Annotated in this window: 19 protein-coding genes; 12 read left to right on the top strand and 7 right to left on the bottom strand. The window is 59.2% G+C overall.

The features are described from left to right. The first annotated feature begins 125 nt into the window (after nt 1-125). Nucleotides 126-563 carry a YkgJ family cysteine cluster protein gene (locus tag FFH90_RS02740; RefSeq protein WP_138866653.1) on the top strand — a complete coding sequence of 146 codons (438 nt, stop codon included), beginning with the start codon at nt 126-128 and terminating at the stop codon, nt 561-563. 130 nt (nt 564-693) lie between these two features. Here FFH90_RS02740 and typA read toward each other — a convergent pair whose 3' ends face one another. Then, nucleotides 694-2,514, bottom strand: coding sequence for a translational GTPase TypA (gene typA, locus FFH90_RS02735; protein WP_008028025.1), 1,821 nt, complete (start codon nt 2,512-2,514; stop codon nt 694-696). A gap of 139 nt (nt 2,515-2,653) precedes the next feature. Continuing rightward, nucleotides 2,654-4,108 carry a tRNA uracil 4-sulfurtransferase ThiI gene (gene thiI, locus FFH90_RS02730; protein WP_026286654.1) on the bottom strand — a complete coding sequence of 485 codons (1,455 nt, stop codon included), beginning with the start codon at nt 4,106-4,108 and terminating at the stop codon, nt 2,654-2,656. A gap of 328 nt (nt 4,109-4,436) precedes the next feature. Between thiI and glnA the strand changes: the two genes are divergently transcribed. From glnA to ntrC, 6 genes are all read left to right on the top strand, one after another. Then, the gene (gene glnA, locus FFH90_RS02720; RefSeq protein ID WP_018929197.1) at nt 4,437-5,843 is read left to right on the top strand and encodes a glutamate--ammonia ligase; all 1,407 of its coding nucleotides are present in this window, start codon (nt 4,437-4,439) and stop codon (nt 5,841-5,843) included. Between the two features lie 134 nt (nt 5,844-5,977). Next, the gene (locus FFH90_RS02715) at nt 5,978-6,526 is read left to right on the top strand and encodes a chorismate mutase (protein ID WP_064615886.1); all 549 of its coding nucleotides are present in this window, start codon (nt 5,978-5,980) and stop codon (nt 6,524-6,526) included. Nucleotides 6,527-6,627: 101 nt separating this feature from the next. After that, nucleotides 6,628-7,143: a DUF4124 domain-containing protein gene (locus FFH90_RS02710; protein WP_019650818.1), complete on the top strand. Its 516-nt coding sequence runs from the start codon at nt 6,628-6,630 to the stop codon at nt 7,141-7,143. Then, the gene (locus FFH90_RS02705; protein WP_111453936.1) at nt 7,140-7,760 is read left to right on the top strand and encodes a DUF4124 domain-containing protein; all 621 of its coding nucleotides are present in this window, start codon (nt 7,140-7,142) and stop codon (nt 7,758-7,760) included. Before FFH90_RS02710 ends, FFH90_RS02705 begins: the two co-directional genes overlap by 4 nt. A 495-nt stretch (nt 7,761-8,255) precedes the next feature. Next, the gene (gene glnL / locus FFH90_RS02700; protein WP_018929201.1) at nt 8,256-9,341 is read left to right on the top strand and encodes a nitrogen regulation protein NR(II); all 1,086 of its coding nucleotides are present in this window, start codon (nt 8,256-8,258) and stop codon (nt 9,339-9,341) included. Further along, nucleotides 9,338-10,774, top strand: coding sequence for a nitrogen regulation protein NR(I) (ntrC, locus tag FFH90_RS02695; RefSeq protein WP_018929202.1), 1,437 nt, complete (start codon nt 9,338-9,340; stop codon nt 10,772-10,774). The genes glnL and ntrC overlap by 4 nt, the downstream gene beginning before the upstream one ends. 677 nt (nt 10,775-11,451) lie before the next feature. On the opposite strand, the gene FFH90_RS02685 is transcribed toward ntrC, so the two are convergent. Beyond that, nucleotides 11,452-11,892 carry a hypothetical protein gene (locus FFH90_RS02685; protein ID WP_018929203.1) on the bottom strand — a complete coding sequence of 147 codons (441 nt, stop codon included), beginning with the start codon at nt 11,890-11,892 and terminating at the stop codon, nt 11,452-11,454. On the opposite strand from FFH90_RS02685, the gene trmL reads away from it, so the two are divergent. Next, nucleotides 11,891-12,346: a tRNA (uridine(34)/cytosine(34)/5-carboxymethylaminomethyluridine(34)-2'-O)-methyltransferase TrmL gene (trmL, locus tag FFH90_RS02680; protein ID WP_138866651.1), complete on the top strand. Its 456-nt coding sequence runs from the start codon at nt 11,891-11,893 to the stop codon at nt 12,344-12,346. The genes FFH90_RS02685 and trmL overlap by 2 nt on opposite strands. Nucleotides 12,347-12,433: 87 nt before the next feature. Here trmL and secB read toward each other — a convergent pair whose 3' ends face one another. From secB to FFH90_RS02665, 3 genes are read right to left on the bottom strand one after another with little or no spacing between them, the layout of a single operon-like run. Next, entirely contained in the window at nt 12,434-12,919 is a 486-nt protein-coding gene (gene secB / locus FFH90_RS02675; RefSeq protein WP_007939439.1) for a protein-export chaperone SecB, read from the bottom strand. Nucleotides 12,920-12,975: 56 nt separating this feature from the next. After that, entirely contained in the window at nt 12,976-13,230 is a 255-nt protein-coding gene (grxC, locus tag FFH90_RS02670) for a glutaredoxin 3 (protein ID WP_018929204.1), read from the bottom strand. Nucleotide 13,231: 1 nt separating this feature from the next. Further along, entirely contained in the window at nt 13,232-13,645 is a 414-nt protein-coding gene (locus FFH90_RS02665; RefSeq protein ID WP_064615884.1) for a rhodanese-like domain-containing protein, read from the bottom strand. Between the two features lie 153 nt (nt 13,646-13,798). Here FFH90_RS02665 and gpmI point away from each other — a divergent pair, with 153 nt between their 5' ends. The 4 genes from gpmI to FFH90_RS02640 all read left to right on the top strand — a co-directional run bounded on the left by gpmI (nt 13,799) and on the right by FFH90_RS02640 (nt 18,990). Further along, nucleotides 13,799-15,328, top strand: coding sequence for a 2,3-bisphosphoglycerate-independent phosphoglycerate mutase (gpmI, locus tag FFH90_RS02660; RefSeq protein WP_138866650.1), 1,530 nt, complete (start codon nt 13,799-13,801; stop codon nt 15,326-15,328). A 231-nt stretch (nt 15,329-15,559) separates the two neighbouring features. Continuing rightward, complete coding sequence (locus tag FFH90_RS02650) at nt 15,560-16,852, top strand: murein hydrolase activator EnvC (RefSeq protein ID WP_018929207.1); 1,293 nt, start codon at nt 15,560-15,562, stop codon at nt 16,850-16,852. Between the two features lie 34 nt (nt 16,853-16,886). After that, entirely contained in the window at nt 16,887-18,206 is a 1,320-nt protein-coding gene (locus FFH90_RS02645) for a S41 family peptidase (RefSeq protein ID WP_086944138.1), read from the top strand. 1 nt (nt 18,207) lies between these two features. After that, a complete protein-coding gene (locus FFH90_RS02640) occupies nt 18,208-18,990 on the top strand; it encodes a divergent polysaccharide deacetylase family protein (protein ID WP_018929209.1) in 783 nt (260 codons plus the stop codon). Nucleotides 18,991-19,044: 54 nt separating this feature from the next. On the opposite strand, the gene FFH90_RS02635 is transcribed toward FFH90_RS02640, so the two are convergent. Continuing rightward, entirely contained in the window at nt 19,045-19,800 is a 756-nt protein-coding gene (locus FFH90_RS02635) for an ABC transporter substrate-binding protein (RefSeq protein WP_018929210.1), read from the bottom strand. Nucleotides 19,801-19,811 lie beyond the last annotated feature (11 nt).

The following is a 19,811-nucleotide window of genomic DNA, read 5'->3' as shown; positions in this document are numbered from 1 at the left end:
ATGCAGGGGCCGTGCCGGACACAGGACTATTTTGCGACAAGCAAAAAAATCTGGCGAAAGGTTGTTCAAAAATCCACCAGTCCCGGTATGATCGCGCGCCCTGATGCACACGCTGGTAACAACCGATGATGAAGCCCAACCTGATCGCCGCCGCGGAAATCGATCGCCTCGATACCTGGGCCAAGTACTCTGCCCCAATGTGCGGCTCGTGCATGTCCAGCTGCTGCACGCTGCCGGTCGAGGTCAAGATCAAGGATCTGATCCGTATCGGCATCGTCGACGAATTCGAACTGGGCGATCCACCCAAGAACATCGCCAAGCGCTTGCAGAAGGAAGGGATTGTCGAGCGCTACAACCAGAAGTCCGAGATCTTCACCCTCCAGCGCATGAGCAACAACGATTGCCTGTACCTGGATCGTAAAAGCCGTTTGTGCACTATTTATGATAAGCGCCCGGACACCTGCCGCAACCACCCGAAGATCGGACCGCGGCCAGGGTATTGCGCGTACAAGCCTAAAGAAGTGGTGCGCGAGAATAATCCGCGGACGCTGGACAAGTTCTGATTCGCGATCTCGCTGCCTGAAAGGGCGTCATCGCGGGCATGCCTGCGAGAGGGGCGGCACAAACACCGCAGACAAACAAAAACGCCCCCGGCCTTTCGACCGGGGGCGTTTTCATTCAGCCTGAGTTAACTCAGTTCTTGGCTTTCTTGGCAGCGCGGGTACGCTCGCCTTCGTCCAGGATCTTCTTACGCAGGCGGATCGACTTAGGTGTCACTTCGCACAGCTCGTCATCCTGGATGAATTCCAGGGCCTGTTCCAGAGTGAAGCGAACAGGTGGAACCAGAGCGATGGTTTCGTCTTTACCCGAAGCACGCATGTTGTCGAGCTTCTTGCCTTTGGTTGGGTTGACGCCCATGTCGTTGTCACGGCTGTTCAGACCAACGATCTGACCGTTGTAGATCTCTTGACCGTGTTCAACGAACAGCTTGCCACGCGCCTGCAGGGTTTCCAGGGAGTAGGTCAGCGCCTTGCCGGTTTCTACCGATACCAGAACACCGTTCTGACGACCGGACATGTCGCCGGACTTCATGGTGTCGTAGCGATCGAAGATCGAGGTCAGGATGCCAGCACCGTTGGTCAGGGTCAGGAACTGGTTACGGAAACCGATCAGACCGCGAGCAGGGATGTTGTACTCCAGACGAACACGGCCTTTGCCATCCGGCACCATGTTGGTCAGGTCGCCTTTACGCAGGCCCATCTCTTCCATGACCTTGCCCTGGGATTCTTCAGGGGTGTCGATGGTTACGTTTTCGAACGGTTCCTGCTTCACGCCGTCAACTTGACGGATGATCACTTCCGGACGACCAACGCCCATTTCGAAGCCTTCGCGACGCATGGTTTCGATCAGTACCGAGAGGTGCAGCTCACCACGGCCGGAAACCTTGAACTTGTCAGCCGAGTCGCCTTCTTCAACGCGCAGTGCAACGTTGTACAGCAGCTCTTTATCCAGACGTTCCTTGATGTTACGGGAAGTCACGAACTTGCCTTCTTTACCGCAGAAAGGCGAGTCGTTTACCTGGAAGGTCATGGAAACGGTTGGCTCGTCAACGGTCAGAGGCTTCATCGCCTCGACGTTGTCCGGCTGGCACAGGGTGTCGGAGATGAACAGCGAGTCCATACCGCTCACGCACACGATGTCACCGGCAAACGCTTCTTCAACGTCGATACGGTGCAGGCCGTGGTGACCCATCAGCTTCAGGATACGACCGTTACGCTTCTTGCCGTCGGCGCCAATGGCCACGACTGGAGTGTTCGGCTTGACGCTACCACGAGCGATACGGCCAACACCGATAACACCCAGGAAGCTGTTGTAGTCCAGTGCCGAGATTTGCATCTGGAACGGGCCTTCACGGTCAACTTTAGGAGCCGGTACGTTGTCGACGATCGACTGGTACAACGGGGTCATGTCTTCAGCCATGTCGGTGTGGTCCAGACCGGCGATGCCGTTCAGGGCCGAGGCGTAGACGACTTTGAAGTCCAGCTGTTCTTCGGTAGCACCCAGGTTGTCGAACAGGTCGAAGATCTGGTCCAGAACCCAGTCCGGACGCGCGCCTGGACGGTCAACCTTGTTGATGCACACGATTGGACGCAGGCCGGCTTCGAACGCCTTCTTGGTCACGAAACGGGTTTGCGGCATAGGGCCGTCTTGAGCGTCAACCAGCAGCAGAACGGAGTCGACCATCGACATTACACGTTCAACTTCGCCGCCGAAGTCGGCGTGGCCCGGGGTGTCCACGATGTTGATGTGGTAGCCGTTCCAGTTGATGGCGGTGTTTTTCGCCAGAATGGTAATACCGCGCTCTTTCTCCTGGTCGTTGGAGTCCATCACGCGCTCGTCGTTGAGCTCGTTGCGCTCCAGGGTGCCGGATTGACGCAAGAGTTTGTCTACCAGGGTGGTTTTACCATGGTCAACGTGGGCAATGATGGCGATGTTGCGTAGATTTTCGATCACTTGTGTATCTCGATCAGAGGATTCGGTGTGCTGACAAGTCTTGGCAGCGATTAACAGTAGCGTCCGTACAAGCCGTTACAACTTGACGGTGGCATCGGGGGGCCGGTGACGCAGGCCACAGGCAAACAGCCCCGGGCACTTAGCTCGGTCGATAAACGCGCACATTGGCATGCCCCTCACTGAGCAAATGGTGGGCATGCAGGCGACTCATCACGCCTTTGTCGCAATACAGCAGGTACTGGCGAGTAGGGTCCAGTTCCTTGAAACGAGCGTTCAGTGCATAAAACGGCATCGTCTGTACCTCGATACCAGGAAGCTCCAGCGGGTCGTCTTCGGCGGCATCCGGGTGACGGATATCGATGATGATCTGGCCCGCCAGCGCTTCGCTGACTTCTTCAATCTGCAAGTCCTGGCCCAATTCGTCGATCACCCGATCGATCGGCACCAGTTTGGCGTTCTCGAGCGCGCGCTCAAGGACTGCCATGTCGAATTCTTTCTCTTCGTGCTCCACGCGGTAGCGCTTGGCCGCCGTCTTCGGATTGACCGAGATGACCCCGCAGTACTCCGGCATGTGCCGGGCGAAATCGGCGGTGCCGATCTCGTTGGCCGTGTCGATGATGTCCTGCTTGTGACTGGCGATCAGTGGACGCAAGACCAGCTTGTCGGTCACGCAGTCGATCACGGACAGGTTCGGCAACGTCTGGCTCGACACCTGGGAGATCGCCTCACCCGTGACCAGCGCTTCGATGTGCAGTCGATCGGCAATTCGGGAAGCAGCGCGCAACATCATACGCTTCAAAACTACACCCATATGACTGTTATCGACTTTCCCGAGAATTTCTCCCAGAACTTCCTCGAACGGCACACTGACAAATAACACGCGTTGGGAGCTGCCGTACTTCTTCCAGATGAAGTGCGCGACTTCCATCACGCCCAGCTCATGGGCTCGTCCGCCCAGATTGAAGAAGCAGAAATGGCTCATCAGCCCGCGGCGCATGATCTGGTAGGCCGCAACGGTGGAATCGAAGCCGCCGGACATCAGTACAAGCGTCTGTTCCAGGGCCCCGAGCGGATAACCGCCGATGCCGTTGTGCTGGCTGTGGATCACGAACAACCGTTGGTCGCGAACTTCGATACGGACTTCGATTTCGGGCTTTTTCAGGTCGATCCCGGCGGCACCACACTGACGGCGCAACTGGCTGCCGACATATTTCTCGATGTCTATCGAACTGAATGGGTGCTTGCCGGCGCGCTTGCAGCGCACCGAGAAAATCTTCCCGGCCAGCGCATCGCCGTAGTGCTGCTTGCACTTCTCGACGATGTCGTCGAAGTCGCCCAGCGGGTACTCGTCGATCTGCAAAAAGTGCGCGATGCCCGGCGTGCAAGTCAGGCGCTCGCCCATCTCTTTCAGGACCTTGGGGTCGCTGACGCGGGTTTCCAGCTCGAGATTGTCCCACACACCGTTCACCACCACGGCCGGGTCCAGATCGCGGAGCACGGTACGGATGTTTTTGGCCAACTGGCGGATGAAACGCATCCGTACCGGGCGGCTCTTGATGGTGATCTCGGGGAAGACTTTTACGATTAGTTTCATGAAAACAGCGCGCGCAGGGCCAGCCGAAAAAGGGGGGCGCGGATTATAGCGGAAATTGCTCAAGGTTTAACCAGTTAATGTGCAGAAGGTTTTGCATGCACCAAAACGGGTCATTTATGGAAATCGACGCTACATTACAGGGCGATATTTTGCGCTTTATGGTGCGCCACCCCCTTGCAAGCGTGATATTGGGGCAAAAAACCCATGATGAGGCACTGGCATGCAATTTGCTCCCTTGTGAGGCAGGTTGCCATGGCAGAGTATTCGCGCCGGCATCACCCACATTTAAGGGCATCCATTACTAGCCCTAAGCCACCCGGAGGACACTATGTCGAAGTCGGTTCAACTCATCAAAGATCATGACGTCAAGTGGATTGATCTGCGCTTCACGGACACCAAAGGCACTCAGCACCACGTGACCATGCCGGCTCGCGATGCGCTGGATGAAGCTTTCTTCGAAGAAGGCAAAATGTTCGACGGTTCCTCCATCGCTGGCTGGAAAGGCATCGAAGCTTCCGACATGATCCTGATGCCGGACGACACCACTGCCGTTCTCGACCCGTTCACCGAAGAGCCGACCCTGATCCTGGTTTGCGACGTGATCGAGCCTTCGACCATGCAAGGCTACGACCGTGACCCACGGGCGATCGCCAAGCGTGCCGAGGAATACCTGAAGTCGACCGGTATCGGCGACACCGTATTTGTGGGTCCAGAGCCTGAGTTCTTCATCTTCGACGAAGTGAAGTTCAAGTCCGACATCTCTGGCTCGATGTTCAAAATCTACTCCGAACAAGGTTCGTGGATGTCCGACCAGGACGTGGAAGGCGGCAACAAAGGCCACCGTCCAGGCGTCAAAGGCGGCTACTTCCCGGTTCCGCCGTTCGACCACGACCACGAAATCCGTACCTCCATGTGCAACGCCATGGAAGAAATGGGCCTGACCATCGAAGTTCACCACCACGAAGTGGCGACTGCCGGTCAGAACGAAATCGGCGTGAAGTTCAACACCCTGGTTGCCAAGGCTGACGAAGTTCAGACCCTGAAATACTGCGTACACAACGTAGCTGACGCATACGGCCGCACCGCGACCTTCATGCCTAAGCCGCTGTACGGCGACAACGGTTCGGGTATGCACGTTCACCTGTCCATCGCCAAAGATGGCAAGAACACCTTCGCTGGCGAAGGCTATGCCGGCCTGTCCGACACCGCTCTGTACTTCATCGGCGGTATCATCAAGCACGGTAAGGCTCTGAACGGCTTCACCAACCCGTCGACCAACTCCTACAAGCGTCTGGTCCCAGGCTTCGAAGCTCCAGTGATGCTGGCCTACTCGGCCCGCAACCGTTCCGCTTCGATCCGTATTCCTTACGTGTCCAGCCCTCGCGCTCGCCGTATCGAAGCCCGCTTCCCGGATCCGGCAGCTAACCCGTACCTGGGCTTCGCTGCACTGTTGATGGCTGGCCTGGACGGCATCCAGAACAAGATCCACCCTGGCGATGCAGCTGACAAAAACCTGTACGACCTGCCGCCTGAAGAGGCGAAAGAGATCCCACAAGTTTGCGGCAGCCTGAAAGAAGCCCTGGAAGAGCTGGACAAAGGTCGTGCGTTCCTGACCAAAGGCGGCGTTTTCAGCGACGACTTCATCGACGCTTACATCGCTCTGAAAAGCGAAGAAGAAATCAAGGTTCGTACCTTCGTACACCCACTGGAATATGAGCTGTACTACAGCTGCTGATCCGGTAGCGCTGCACTACGCAGCGTGACAAAAGAGAGGCCTCCTTCGGGAGGCCTTTTTTGTGGGCGAACGTCTGTCATCGAATGCCCGGTTGCGTGCATCATGGCCTTCACCCGATAAAGTCGAGATCCTCCATGCGCCTACGCTCATCCCTTGCCTTGCTCACTGCCCTGCTGGCCAACAGCGCTTTCGCCAGCCCGGCACCTGCCGCCCTCGCCCCACTGCTTGGCACCATAGAGGAGCGCCTGGCGATTGCCGATCAAGTCGCGTTGAGCAAATGGGACAGCGGTAAACCCGTCGAGGACCGTCAGCGCGAGCGTGAGGTGATTGCCGGCGCCGTTGCCCTGGCACCTGCTTATAAATTGAGCAACGAAGCCGTCGAACAGTTCTTCTCGGCGCAGATCGAGGCCAACAAACTGGTGCAATACGCGCATTTGTCTGACTGGCATGCGCAAGGCAAGGCACCCGACGATCCTCGCCCCGACCTCGTCGGGCAGATCCGCCCGCAACTTGATCAGTTACAAAAACGCCTGCTGCAACAACTGGCCGATTTCAGCCCTTATCGCAACGACCCGCAGTGCCCGTCCTGGCTGGCCAAGGCCAATAAAACCGGCACCCAAGTATCTCTGCGCGAGCTCGCCAAGGTACGCGCCAGCGCTGAGTTGTGCAGCGCCAGCCGCTGAGCCGGCCTGCCGACATGCGCTGATGTGCTCTATGCTCAGCGCTTAGTCGCCACGAACGGAACAGGGCCGGACACTTGCCCAACAGCCAATGGAAGCCTGCAATGCGCTCATTGTTGTTATGCCTGCTCGTACTGATCGCCCTGCCCGCCGCTGCGCAGATCTATAAGTACACCGACGCCAATGGCAACACCGCCTACAGCAATCAGCCGCCCGACGGCGTCAAAGCCCGGCCGGTCGAATTGCCACCGCTCAACAGCGTCGAGCGTCAGTCGCCCAGCGAACCCGTAGCACCTGCGCAAGCCAGTAGCCGTGACCAACCGCACAGCGCCTATCAGGTGCTGGAGCTGAGCGGCCTGCCCACCGAAGAAGCCTTGCGCGCCAACAACGGCACGTTCACCGTCAGCGTATTGATCAATCCACGCCTGCAAGGCACTCATCGATTGAGGCTGTTACTGGACGGTCAACCCTACGGCCAGCCGAGCAACGTGCCGACTCTGCAACTGGTGAACATCGACCGTGGCGAACATAACCTTGCGGTTCAGGTGATCGACGGGCAAAACGTCGTGCAACAGAGCCCCACCGTGACGCTCACCGTGCAACGGGTGCATAAACCTTGAGGGCCTGGCTGTTGATCGCGTGCCTGGTCAGCCTGCCGGCGATGGCCGAGGTCTTCACATATATCGACGCTCAGGGTAATCGGGTCTTCACCGATCAGCCGGGCGCCCGCAATGCCAAACGTGTGCCGTTGGCGACAAGCAATCGAATGTCAGCCAACCCGAGTGGCGCAGCGCCCATGACCGCTGCGAAAACAAACCCGGCCAAACCACTGTTTCATTACGACATGCTTCGAGTGCTGGTGCCGGAACCGGATGCCACGATCCGTAGCAGTGCCGGTGAATTGATCGTCAGCGTTACCAGCGAACCCGCGCTGCAACAGGGTCATCGTTACCGTTTGCTGCTGGACGGCCAGCCCACCGCCGAGCCCGGCCCCAGCCCGGTGTTCGCCCTGAGCAATATCGACCGCGGCAGTCACAACCTGTCGGTGGAAATCCTCGACGAACAGGGCCGCACCGTCGAACGCACGGCCAATCAACCGTTCCATATGCTGCGCATTTCCCTGGCGCAGAAACGCCAGGTCAAACCCTGCACCCTCACCGACTACGGCCAACGGCCGGAATGCCCCCTTAAAGACAAGCCTGAAGAAGAAAAAAGCGCCTTCTTGCCCTTCTTCTAACCTCGTTCAGGTTTGCGCACTATATTGGTGCAAACATCTGCACCATACCCACATCTCAGCCCATTTTGGTTCGAAAGCACTCGAAAAAACTGGCATAACGCCATGCAAACGAGCGTAAAACGCCCGTTTCAGGCTCTAAACGCTTCTTTTCGGAGCCTTGGTTTGGTTTTTGCATTTTCCTCATACCGGCGCGTTATTCATGCGCATGCCCTGCTCCAAAAGAGGGAGTAGGGCGTGCTCACCGTAAATGGCGATCGCGCAAAGCCCCACGAGACGCAAGACTAGGCATGAGGAGAGAAGTTTGGTTGCTCCAAATGAACGACGAATAACGACGGATTGCGTCTCGTGGGGCTTTGCCCTTCGGGTTGGCGCTGTGATCGCGCCATGCTGCGTTGTAGGACTTGAAAAGGGAACGCCATTCTCTGCGTCCTACGCCTTGCCTGGCGCGATCACAGCGCCAACGCGATTCGCCATTTACGGTGAGCACGCCCTACTATGACCATTAGCGACGCACTACACCGCTTGCTACTCGACAACCTGACCACCGCCACCATCCTGCTCGACGCCGAACTGCGCCTCGAGTACATGAACCCGGCGGCGGAAATGCTCCTGGCCATCAGCGGCCAGCGTAGCCATGGGCAGTTCATCAGTGAGTTGTTCACCGAGTCCACCGAAGCGCTGAACTCCCTGCGCCAGGCAGTCGAGCAGGCACACCCGTTCACCAAGCGCGAAGCGATGCTCACCGCCCTCACCGGCCAGACCTTGACCGTCGACTACGCCGTGACGCCAATCCTGAGCAATGGCGACACGATGCTGCTGCTGGAGGTTCATCCTCGCGACCGCCTCTTGCGGATCACTAAGGAAGAGGCGCAACTGTCGAAGCAGGAAACCAGCAAAATGCTGGTGCGTGGCCTCGCCCACGAGATCAAGAACCCTCTCGGCGGCATTCGTGGCGCGGCTCAGTTGCTCGCCCGTGAGTTGCCGGAAGAAAGCCTGCGCGATTACACCAACGTCATCATTGAAGAGGCCGATCGCCTGCGCAATCTGGTGGATCGCATGCTCGGCTCCAACAAGCTACCGTCGCTGGCCATGTGCAACGTCCACGAAGTGCTGGAGCGTGTGTGTCAGTTGGTGGAGGCCGAAAGTCAGGGCTGCATCACTTTGGTGCGCGACTACGACCCAAGCATTCCAGATGTCTTGATTGATCGCGAACAGATGATTCAGGCAGTCCTGAACATCGTGCGCAACGCGATGCAGGCCATCAGCAGCCAGAACGAGCTGCGCCTTGGCCGCATCAGCTTGCGTACCCGCGCCATGCGTCAGTTCACCATCGGCCACGTGCGCCATCGCCTGGTGACCAAGATCGAGATCATCGACAACGGCCCGGGGATCCCCGCCGAGCTGCAGGAAACCATCTTCTTCCCCATGGTCAGCGGCCGCCCGGACGGTACCGGGCTGGGCCTGGCCATTACCCAGAACATCATCAGCCAGCACCAGGGCTTGATCGAATGTGACAGCCATCCAGGCCACACCACGTTCTCGATCTTTCTGCCACTGGAACAAGGAGCCACATCGACATGAGCCGTAGTGAAACCGTGTGGATCGTCGATGACGACCGTTCTATCCGTTGGGTCCTGGAAAAAGCCTTGCAACAGGAAGGCATGACCACCCAAAGCTTCGACAGCGCCGATGGCGTGATGAGCCGCCTGGCGCGCCAGCAGCCGGACGTGATCATCTCCGACATTCGCATGCCGGGTGCCAGCGGCCTGGACCTTCTGGCGCGGATTCGCGAACAACACCCACGGCTGCCAGTCATCATCATGACTGCCCACTCCGACTTGGACAGCGCTGTCGCGTCCTATCAGGGCGGCGCGTTCGAATACTTGCCCAAGCCGTTCGACGTCGACGAAGCCGTTTCCCTGGTCAAGCGCGCCAATCAACACGCACAGGAACAGCAAGGCCTGGAAGTCGTCCCGACGCTGACCCGCACCCCGGAAATCATCGGCGAAGCGCCGGCGATGCAGGAAGTGTTTCGCGCCATCGGGCGCTTGAGTCACTCCAACATCACCGTGCTGATCAACGGCGAATCCGGCACCGGTAAAGAGCTGGTGGCCCACGCCCTGCACCGTCACAGCCCACGGGCGGCCTCGCCGTTCATTGCGCTGAACATGGCGGCGATCCCCAAGGATCTGATGGAGTCCGAACTGTTCGGCCACGAAAAAGGCGCGTTCACCGGCGCAGCCAACCTGCGTCGCGGGCGCTTCGAACAGGCCGACGGCGGCACGCTGTTCCTCGATGAAATCGGCGACATGCCGGCTGACACCCAGACTCGTTTGCTGCGGGTACTGGCGGACGGCGAGTTTTACCGCGTCGGCGGTCATGTGCCGGTGAAGGTCGATGTACGCATCATCGCCGCGACTCACCAGAATCTGGAAACCCTGGTGCATGCCGGAAAATTCCGTGAGGACTTGTTCCACCGCCTCAACGTAATCCGCATCCACATTCCACGGCTGTCGGACCGTCGCGAAGACATCCCGACCCTGGCCAAGCACTTCCTCAGCCGCGCCGCGCAAGAACTGGCGGTGGAACCGAAACTGCTGAAAAGCGAAACCGAGGAATACCTGAAAAACCTGCCATGGCCAGGCAACGTGCGTCAGCTGGAGAACACCTGCCGCTGGATCACCGTAATGGCTTCAGGTCGCGAAGTGCACATCAGCGACCTGCCGCCGGAGCTGCTGAGCCTGCCGCAGGATTCAGCACCGGTAACCAATTGGGAGCAGGCGCTGCGCCAGTGGGCCGACCAGGCTTTGGCACGTGGCCAATCGAGCCTGCTCGACAGCGCCGTACCGGCCTTCGAGCGGATCATGATCGAAACCGCCCTCAAACACACCGCCGGCCGCCGCCGCGACGCCGCCGTGCTGCTGGGCTGGGGGCGTAATACCTTGACGCGCAAGATCAAGGAATTGGGGATGAAGGTAGACGGTGGGGATGATGATGAGGGGGATGAGGGTTAAGTAGCCCTTTAATCATCGCCGTTCTGTAGATCCATTCGCGGGCATGCGTCGCTCCCACGGGATTTTCACCCGTCCTGAGCGAGGCTTGCCCGCGATGCTTTTGGGGCCACCGTGCACCGCGGCAATGCACCGTGAACCGCAATTGCGCACAGCAACCCGTCCCAAATCCCGCATTCATCTGCAGGAAAAACCATACCGCAAAAACACAAAAGCCCCGGAATACGGGGTTTTCAGCGCTACTCAGCGATTTTTCATTCCAGCATATTAAAAACTGGCACGCCCCCTGCAATAGTCCAATCAGTGGTTCGATTCACTACCCAGTTTCGGGGACCTTGGTACAGGCAGGCCGGGGATTCCCCTCTTTATACCGGGCTCATACCGCAACAGCGACGAGCCCACCCGTTTTGGGGTCCTTGGTACAGGCAGGCCGGGGATTCCCTCTTTACACCGGGCTCACGATACAAAGCGCGAGCCCTCCCGTTTCGGGAACCTTGGTACAGGCAGGCCGGGGATTCCCTCTTTACACCGGGCTCACGACACAAAGCGCGAGCCCTCCCGTTTCGGGAACCTTGGTACAGGCAGGCCGGGGATTCCCTCTTTACACCGGGCTCACGATGCAATGCGCGAGCCCTCCCGTTTCGGGAACCTTGGTACAGGCAGGCCGGGGATTCCCTCTTTTATTGCTCTCGGAGATGGATCTCCAGCCGCCAGCGGTCATCGACCTTGCTACCGGCCCAGTCGCCCTGCAGGGGCCGGGCCGCCACCACCGTCAGCAACAATCCCCCATCACTCAATCGCGTTCGCCAGTTCACGTCCTTGCCGTTGAGCTTGAGCTGACCTTTCTGTGCACGGCCTTCAGCCTCGAACAACAGCGCGACACTGCCGTCGACCAACTCGCCGTGGGTTTTGGGCTCGTTGTTGAACCAAACCACCAGTCCATCATTGGTCACCTCGACCTGCTGCAAAACGCTGGGGTCGGGCGCAGTCAGACGACCGATCATCAGGCCCACCATCACCCCGACAATCGCCAGTGAACCCATCACCCGCAGGAATAGTTTCGAACGGGGATCGGCTTGCGGCGTAGAATGCTGCTCATCTTTACCTTCGGAGCCGTGCATGTTTCACGTCATCCTTTTCCAACCAGAAATTCCGCCGAATACCGGCAACGTTATCAGGCTGTGCGCCAACAGTGGCTGCCACCTGCATTTGATCGAACCGCTGGGCTTCGAGATGGACGACAAGCGCCTGCGCCGGGCGGGCCTCGATTACCATGAGTATGCCACCCTGCAACGCCACGCAGACCTCGCCAGCTGTCTGGAAAGCCTCGGCCACCCTCGGCTGTTCGCCTTTACCACCAAGGGTTCGCGACCGTTCCATGATGCCAGCTTCGCCGAGGGCGATGCCTTCCTGTTCGGTCCGGAAAGCCGTGGCTTGCCAGCCGAAGTGCTCGAAGCCCTGCCCGGCGAACAACGCCTGCGCCTGCCCATGCGCGAAGGCTGTCGCAGCCTGAACCTGTCCAACACCGTGGCCATCGCGGTGTACGAGGCCTGGCGTCAGCTCGGGTTCAAGTAACCTCACGATCCGACTACAGGTTTCGTTTGCTCCATGAAAAAAGCGCCTTTGAAGGCGCTTTTTTCATGGAGCAAACAAAGCTTCTTTTTACTGGACGGTCGGAGTCTCGCCAGCCGCTTGCATGCGTTGCAGCTCTTGTGCGTACAGCGCGTCGAAGTTCACCGGGGCCAGCATCAGGGCCGGGAACGAACCGCGGGTCACCAGGCTGTCCAGGGTTTCGCGAGCGTACGGGAACAGGATGTTCGGGCAGAACGCGCCCAGGGTGTGGCTCATCGAAGCCGCGTCCAGGTTCTTGATCAGGAAGATCCCGGCTTGTTGCACTTCAGCGATGAACGCCACTTCTTCACCGTTTTTCACGGTGACCGACAGGGTCAGCACGACTTCGTGGAAGTCGCCTTCCAGTGCCTTCTGACGGGTGTTCAGATCCAGACCGACGCTCGGTTCCCACTGCTGGCGGAAGATTGCCGGGCTTTTCGGGGCTTCGAAGGACAAGTCACGTACGTAGATGCGCTGCAAGGAGAATTGCGGTGCGTTTTCTTCTTCGCTAGCTGCAGTGTTCTGTTGGTCAGTCATCTCAGATCCTTTCTGATCTCGGGTCTTATAGGGTTAGCTATTTCTAAGTAACGCAGTCAGGCCTTGAGCATGGCGTCGAGCTTGCCGGCGCGCTCCAGGGCAAACAAATCATCACAGCCGCCAACGTGGGTGTTGCCGATCCAGATCTGCGGCACGGACGTTCGTCCGGCCTTCTGAGCCATCGCGGCACGCACCTGCGGCTTGCCATCGACCTTGATCTCTTCGAAGGCCACGCCTTTGTTCTCGAGCAGGTACTTGGCTCGCGAGCAATAAGGGCAGTAATCGCTGGAATAGACGACGACGTTGTTCATATCACTTCACCAGCGGCAGATTATCGGCTTTCCAGCTGGAAATACCGCCAGACAGCTTGGCAGCGGTGAAACCGGCTTTCACCAGTTCACGGGCATGAGTACCGGCGGTCTGGCCCATGGCGTCGACCAGGATAATGGTCTTGGCCTTGTGCTTTTCCAGTTCGCCGACGCGAGTGGCCAGTTTGTCCTGAGGAATATTCAACGCGCCAACGATGTGACCGGCGGCGAAATCCTTGGTCGGACGAATGTCGACCACCACGCCTGCGTCCTTGTTGACCAGCCCGGTCAGTTCACCGGTGCTCAGGCTGCGGCCACCGCCTTGCATCTGATAGGCCAATAGCAGGGCCGCCAGTACAACGAAGATACCCACGAGAATGTAGTGGTTGGTGGCGAATTGAATCAGGTGATCAACCATCGAAGGAGGTTCCAGGGCGTTAAAATGTCGGCCAGTATACACAGCCACTATGGTGGGCCAAACCCCGTCCGGCGGTGACGTGGCCGGAACTTCGCTTTAAACTGCCACTCCCTTTTCCATCGCCCTCTTTTAATTCAGCCACGAGTGGAATCCATGACTACCACGCCTAAACCTTTGGTCCTGATTATTCTCGACGGCTTCGGTCACAGTGAGAGCCCTGAATCCAACGCCATCTATGCGGCGAAGAAGCCCGTACTGGACCGTCTGTGGGCCACCGTGCCGAACGGCCTGATCTCGGGCAGCGGCATGGACGTCGGCTTGCCGGACGGCCAGATGGGCAACTCCGAAGTCGGCCACATGAACCTCGGCGCCGGCCGGGTGGTGTATCAGGACTTCACACGCGTGACCAAAGCGATCCGCGATGGCGAGTTCTTCGAGAACCCGACCATCTGCGCCGCGGTGGATAAAGCCGTCGCTGCCGGCAAAGCCGTGCACTTCATGGGGCTGCTGTCCGATGGCGGCGTTCACAGCCACCAGGACCACCTGGTCGCCATGGCTGAGCTGGCCTTCAAGCGCGGCGCCGAAAAAATCTACCTGCACGCCTTCCTCGACGGCCGCGACACGCCGCCGAAAAGCGCCCAGTCGTCGATCGAATTGCTGGATGCAACCTTCGAAGCCCTCGGCAAAGGCCGGATCGCCAGCATCATTGGCCGTTATTACGCCATGGACCGTGACAACCGTTGGGATCGCGTGTCCCAGGCCTACAACCTGATCGTCGATGGCGCCAGCGAATTCAATGCCGCCACCGCCCAGGAAGGCCTGCAAGCCGCGTACGAACGTGGCGAGAGCGACGAATTCGTCAAAGCCACCAGCATCGGTGAGCCGGTGAAGGTCGAAGATGGCGACGCCGTGGTCTTCATGAACTTCCGCGCCGACCGTGCCCGCGAACTGACCCGCGTGTTCGTCGAAGACGATTTCAAGGAATTCGAACGTGCTCGCCAGCCAAAACTGGCCGGTTTCGTCATGCTGACCCAATACGCCGCCAGCATCCCCGCGCCGTCGGCTTTCGCTGCGGGTAGCCTGGAAAACGTACTGGGCGATTACCTGGCGAAAAACGGCAAGACACAGCTGCGCATCGCCGAAACCGAGAAGTATGCCCACGTGACCTTCTTCTTCTCCGGCGGCCGCGAAGAACCGTTCCCGGGCGAAGAACGCATCCTGATCCCGTCGCCGAAAGTCGCCACCTATGACTTGCAGCCCGAGATGAGTGCCCCGGAAGTCACCGACCGCATCGTCGATGCCATTGAAAACCAGCGTTACGACGTGATCGTGGTCAACTACGCCAACGGCGACATGGTCGGCCACAGCGGTGTATTCGAGGCGGCGGTGAAAGCTGTGGAATGCCTGGACACCTGCGTCGGCCGTATCGTCACGGCACTGGAAAAAGTCGGCGGTGAAGCCCTGATTACCGCCGACCATGGCAATGTCGAGCAAATGTCCGACGCCTCCACCGGCCAGGCCCACACCGCCCACACCACCGAGCCGGTGCCGTTCATCTATGTCGGCAAGCGTGACTTGAAGGTTCGCGAAGGCGGCGTGCTGGCCGACGTGGCGCCGACCATGCTGAAGTTGCTGGGGCTTGAGAAGCCTGTGGAAATGACCGGGACTTCGATTCTGGTGTAATCCGCTTCTTCAAAAACACCGCCAAACCCTGTGGGAGCGGGCTTGCCCGCGATAGCGATCTGACAGCCAACCGCTATGTTGAATGTCAGGACGTCATCGCGGGCAAGCCCGCTCCCACATTGGTTTTCAGTGTTTTTCACTCCAGTTATCACACAGTCCCAATTGGGCGTTTTTTTTGCAGCGTGGGGCGGGCATACTAGGCCGTCCCTTTCCCTGGTGTCGCCCGCCTCTATGCTTCGCGTCCTGATAGCCCTCGCTCTGACATGCCTGCTCCAACCGGCCTTTGCCGACGAGCGCACGCAAACCCAACAACAGTTGGACGCCACGCGTCAGGACATTGCCGAACTGAAAAAGCTGCTGGGCAAGCTGCAGGAAGAAAAATCCGGGGTGCAGAAAGACCTCAAAGGCACCGAAACCGAGATGGGCAAGCTCGAGAAGCAGGTCGATGCGCTGCAAAAAGAGCTGAAGAAAAGCGAATCCGAGCTCCAGCGACTCGATGCCGAGAAAAAAAAACTCCAGAGCGCGCGCATTGACCAGCAACGACTGATCGCCATCCAGGCCCGCGCGGCCTATCAGAATGGCCGCCAGGAGTACCTGAAACTGCTGCTCAACCAGCAGAACCCGGAAAAATTCGCCCGCACCCTCACCTATTACGACTACCTGAGCCAGGCCCGCCTGGAGCAGCTGAAGAATTTCAACGAAACCCTGCGCCAACTGGCCAATGTCGAAAAAGACATCTCGATGCAGCAAGCGCAATTGCTGGTGCAGAAAAGCAGCCTCGACAGCCAGCGCGACGAACTCGACAAGGTCCGCAAGGAGCGCCAGCAAGTCCTGGCCAAGCTCAACGACGACGTGAAAGCTCGAGACCAGAAACTGGCCGCCCGCGAGCAGGATCAGGCAGACCTGTCTAAAGTCCTTAAAACCATTGAAGAAACCCTGGCCCGCCAGGCCCGTGAGGCAGAAGAAGCGCGGCAAAAAGCGCTGATCGCCCAGCAGGAAGCCGAAAAAAAGCGGTTACGTGAGGCTCAGGCAGCAGCAGACGCCACCGATGCCCCACGCAAACCCGTCAAATCGACGCCCGGCGCCCTGGTTTCAAGTTCAGGCGAGACCTTTGGCGGCCCCTTTGCTTCCACCCGCGGCAAACTTCCATGGCCGGTTGATGGTCGACTGCTGGCGCGCTTCGGTGAAACCCGTGGCGACGATGCCCGAACCAAATGGGACGGCGTGATGATCAGCGCCTCCGCCGGCAGCCAGGTGCATGCCGTGCACGGCGGTCGCGTGGTGTTTGCCGACTGGCTGCGTGGGGCCGGGCTGCTGGTGATTCTCGACCACGGCAATGGTTTTTTGAGTCTTTACGGTCACAACCAGACGCTGCTCAAGTCTGCGGGTGACGTGGTAAAAGCCGGTGAATCCATCTCCACTGTCGGTAACAGTGGCGGGCAGGACACACCAGCACTGTATTTCGCTATTCGTCAGCAGGGTCACCCGAGTGACCCGGCGCAATGGTGCCGCGCGCAAGGATAGGCGTTGAGTCACCTACATTAGGAGTTCGTTCGACATGCTGCATTTGTCCCGCCTTACCTCGCTGGCCCTGACGATCGCCCTGGTGATCGGCGCGCCTCTGGCGTTTGCCGCTCAACCGGCCCCGGCGGTCGCGCCTGCCGGCACTGCTGCGACCACCAAGGCGCCATTGCCGCTGGACGAGTTGCGCACCTTTGCCGAAGTCATGGACCGGATCAAGGCAGCCTATGTAGAACCGGTAGACGACAAGACCCTGCTGGAAAACGCCATCAAAGGCATGCTCAGCAACCTCGACCCGCACTCCGCCTACCTGGGCCCGGAAGACTTCGCTGAATTGCAGGAAAGCACCAGCGGCGAATTCGGCGGCCTGGGCATCGAAGTCGGCGCGGAAGACGGTTTCATCAAAGTGGTTTCGCCCATCGATGACACCCCGGCCTCCAAGGCTGGCATCCAGGCTGGCGACTTCATCGTCAAGATCAACGGCCAGCCGACTCGCGGCCAGAGCATGACCGAAGCCGTGGACAAGATGCGCGGCAAGATCGGCCAGAAGATCACCCTGACCCTGGTCCGCGACGGCGGCACTCCGTTCGACGTGACCCTGGTCCGCGCCACCATCCAGGTGAAAAGCGTCAAGAGCCAGCTGCTGGAATCCGGCTACGGCTACATCCGCATCACCCAGTTCCAGGTCAAGACCGGCGAAGAGGTCTCCAAGGCCTTGGCCAAGCTGCGCAAGGACAACGGCAAGAAACTCAGCGGCATCGTCCTCGACCTGCGTAACAACCCGGGCGGCGTGCTGCAATCGGCGGTGGAAGTGGTCGACCACTTCATCACCAAGGGCCTGATCGTCTACACCAAGGGCCGCATCGCCAACTCTGAACTGCGCTTCTCCGCCACCGGCAAGGACGAAAGCGAAGCCGTGCCAATGGTCGTGCTGATCAACGGCGGCAGCGCCTCGGCCTCGGAAATTGTCGCCGGCGCCCTGCAGGATCAGAAACGTGCGGTGGTCATGGGCACCACCAGTTTCGGCAAAGGCTCGGTCCAGACCGTGTTGCCGCTGAACAACGATCGCGCACTGAAAATCACCACGGCGCTGTATTACACGCCGAACGGCCGCTCGATTCAGGCTCAGGGCATCGTCCCGGACATCGAAGTGCGAAAGGCCAAGATCACCAACGAGCAGGACGGCGATTACTTCAAGGAAGCCGATCTGCAAGGTCACTTGGGCAATGGCAACGGCGGCGCCGACAAACCGAGCGGTTCGGGCGGCAAAGCCAAGGCCATGCCGCAGGATGACGATTACCAGTTGGCCCAGGCCCTGAGCCTGCTCAAAGGGCTGAGCATCACCCGCGGCCACTGAGATGCGCCTGCGGTTACTACTCGGTCTGCTGTGCAGTCTGGCGGGAGTTGCTCACGCAGCACCTGCCACGACAGCGACCACACCTCACAAGGCTTATCTGAGCCTGATCATCGATGACCTGGGGCAGAACCTGCCCCGGGATCGCCGCGTGCTGGCCCTGCCAGGCCCGGTCACCACGGCAATCATGCCCGATACACCCCACGCCACCGAATTCGCCCGCGAAGCCCATCGCGCCGGCAAGACTGTCATTCTGCATATGCCCATGGACCCGGCCACCGGACCATTCGCCTGGCATCCCGAGTTGCCCATCGAAGAACTTGAAAAGCGCCTGAACGCCGCGTTCAACATGGTGCCCTATACCGCCGGCATCAATAACCACATGGGTAGCCGCATGACCGCTCAGCAACCGGCCATGGCCTGGCTGATGGCGGACTTGCAGCGTCGGCACAAATTCTTCGTCGACAGCCGCACCAGTGCGCAAACCGTGGCCGCCGCCGAGGCGCAGAAGATTGGCTTGGCAAGTGTTTCGCGGGACGTGTTTCTGGATGACGAGCCCACCGAAACGGCGATCTTCACGCAGCTACAGACGGCGATCAGCCTGGCGCGCAAGCAGGGTTCGGCGGTGATGATCGGGCATCCGTATCCGCAGACTCTGGCGGTGCTGGAACGTGAGTTGCCCAAGCTCAAGGCACAGGGAATTGACTGGATCGACATCAAATTGATGATCAGCGTGCGCGGCAATCGTGCGACGGCTGCTCATGGCAAGGATGGTGTCTACCGCTGACTTGCCGCACCTCCCACAGTGTTTTGCGTAAGTTACGAGGTTCGGTGTTGGGATTTAGAGATACCGCGCCATGATGTCGTCCACCACGCCTTCCTTGCGCAACTGATCCAGCGCGGCTTGCAGCTTGGCGACAGTCTCATCCGGCACGTCCTTGTTCAGCGCCAGGTACAGCTCGGCGCTGTTGAAGCGCAGTACGGTCTTGAGCCCGGTTACCCCGTCCAGCCGCGCCAGGTAACGTCCCGCCGGATCACCCGTAGCCCACAGATCGATCTGACCGTTAGCCAGCTTCTTCGCATTGTCCTGGTCGCGCAGCACCACAATCGGCTTCAGCCCTTGCTTGGCCAAAGTCTCGGCAATCGCATCGCCTTTGTAGGCACCAATTGTGTACTTACGCGCCTCATCCAGCGATTCCAGGGTGATCTTGCTATCAGCCTTGGCCAGCATGATCCAGTCGTCCGGGCCTATAGGGCCGACCCACTTGAAGAGATTCTCGCGGTCCGGCAGCCGCGCCATTACGAACACGCCATAACCGGGCTTTTCCAGAGCGAGTTTGTAGATTCGCTCCCAAGGGAAACGCAGCGTCAGGCTGTAGGGGATGTCCGCGCGCTTGAACATCTCGCGGACGATGTCCACGGCGATGCCATTGATGTTCTCGTCCTGGGCGAAGTTCTTGCCGTTCTTCGCCATGTTGTACGGGGGGAAGTTTTCCGTCAGCAATACCAGGCCGGTGTCGGGACCTTCTTCGGCGCGAGCCCCGTTGATGAGCAACAGAGAAGCGCTGGCGAGGACAAGAAGAAGACGTTTAAGCATGTCGGGCTACC

Source organism: Pseudomonas sp. ATCC 43928 (genome assembly GCF_005938665.2).
GTDB lineage: Bacteria > Pseudomonadota > Gammaproteobacteria > Pseudomonadales > Pseudomonadaceae > Aquipseudomonas.
The sequence above is the reverse complement of the archived record's forward strand: the minus strand, read 5'-3'. Positions and strand labels throughout refer to the sequence as shown.

Coding starts and splice junctions, on each gene's coding strand:
- FFH90_RS02740 (WP_138866653.1), top strand. CDS start 126: ATGATGAAGCCCAACCTGATCGCCGCCGCGGAAATCGATCGCCTCGAT.
- thiI (WP_026286654.1), bottom strand. CDS start 4,108: ATGAAACTAATCGTAAAAGTCTTCCCCGAGATCACCATCAAGAGCCGC.
- glnA (WP_018929197.1), top strand. CDS start 4,437: ATGTCGAAGTCGGTTCAACTCATCAAAGATCATGACGTCAAGTGGATT.
- FFH90_RS02715 (WP_064615886.1), top strand. CDS start 5,978: ATGCGCCTACGCTCATCCCTTGCCTTGCTCACTGCCCTGCTGGCCAAC.
- FFH90_RS02710 (WP_019650818.1), top strand. CDS start 6,628: ATGCGCTCATTGTTGTTATGCCTGCTCGTACTGATCGCCCTGCCCGCC.
- glnL (WP_018929201.1), top strand. CDS start 8,256: ATGACCATTAGCGACGCACTACACCGCTTGCTACTCGACAACCTGACC.
- ntrC (WP_018929202.1), top strand. CDS start 9,338: ATGAGCCGTAGTGAAACCGTGTGGATCGTCGATGACGACCGTTCTATC.
- trmL (WP_138866651.1), top strand. CDS start 11,891: ATGTTTCACGTCATCCTTTTCCAACCAGAAATTCCGCCGAATACCGGC.
- FFH90_RS02685 (WP_018929203.1), bottom strand. CDS start 11,892: ATGCACGGCTCCGAAGGTAAAGATGAGCAGCATTCTACGCCGCAAGCC.
- secB (WP_007939439.1), bottom strand. CDS start 12,919: ATGACTGACCAACAGAACACTGCAGCTAGCGAAGAAGAAAACGCACCG.
- grxC (WP_018929204.1), bottom strand. CDS start 13,230: ATGAACAACGTCGTCGTCTATTCCAGCGATTACTGCCCTTATTGCTCG.
- FFH90_RS02665 (WP_064615884.1), bottom strand. CDS start 13,645: ATGGTTGATCACCTGATTCAATTCGCCACCAACCACTACATTCTCGTG.
- gpmI (WP_138866650.1), top strand. CDS start 13,799: ATGACTACCACGCCTAAACCTTTGGTCCTGATTATTCTCGACGGCTTC.
- FFH90_RS02650 (WP_018929207.1), top strand. CDS start 15,560: ATGCTTCGCGTCCTGATAGCCCTCGCTCTGACATGCCTGCTCCAACCG.
- FFH90_RS02645 (WP_086944138.1), top strand. CDS start 16,887: ATGCTGCATTTGTCCCGCCTTACCTCGCTGGCCCTGACGATCGCCCTG.
- FFH90_RS02640 (WP_018929209.1), top strand. CDS start 18,208: ATGCGCCTGCGGTTACTACTCGGTCTGCTGTGCAGTCTGGCGGGAGTT.
- FFH90_RS02635 (WP_018929210.1), bottom strand. CDS start 19,800: ATGCTTAAACGTCTTCTTCTTGTCCTCGCCAGCGCTTCTCTGTTGCTC.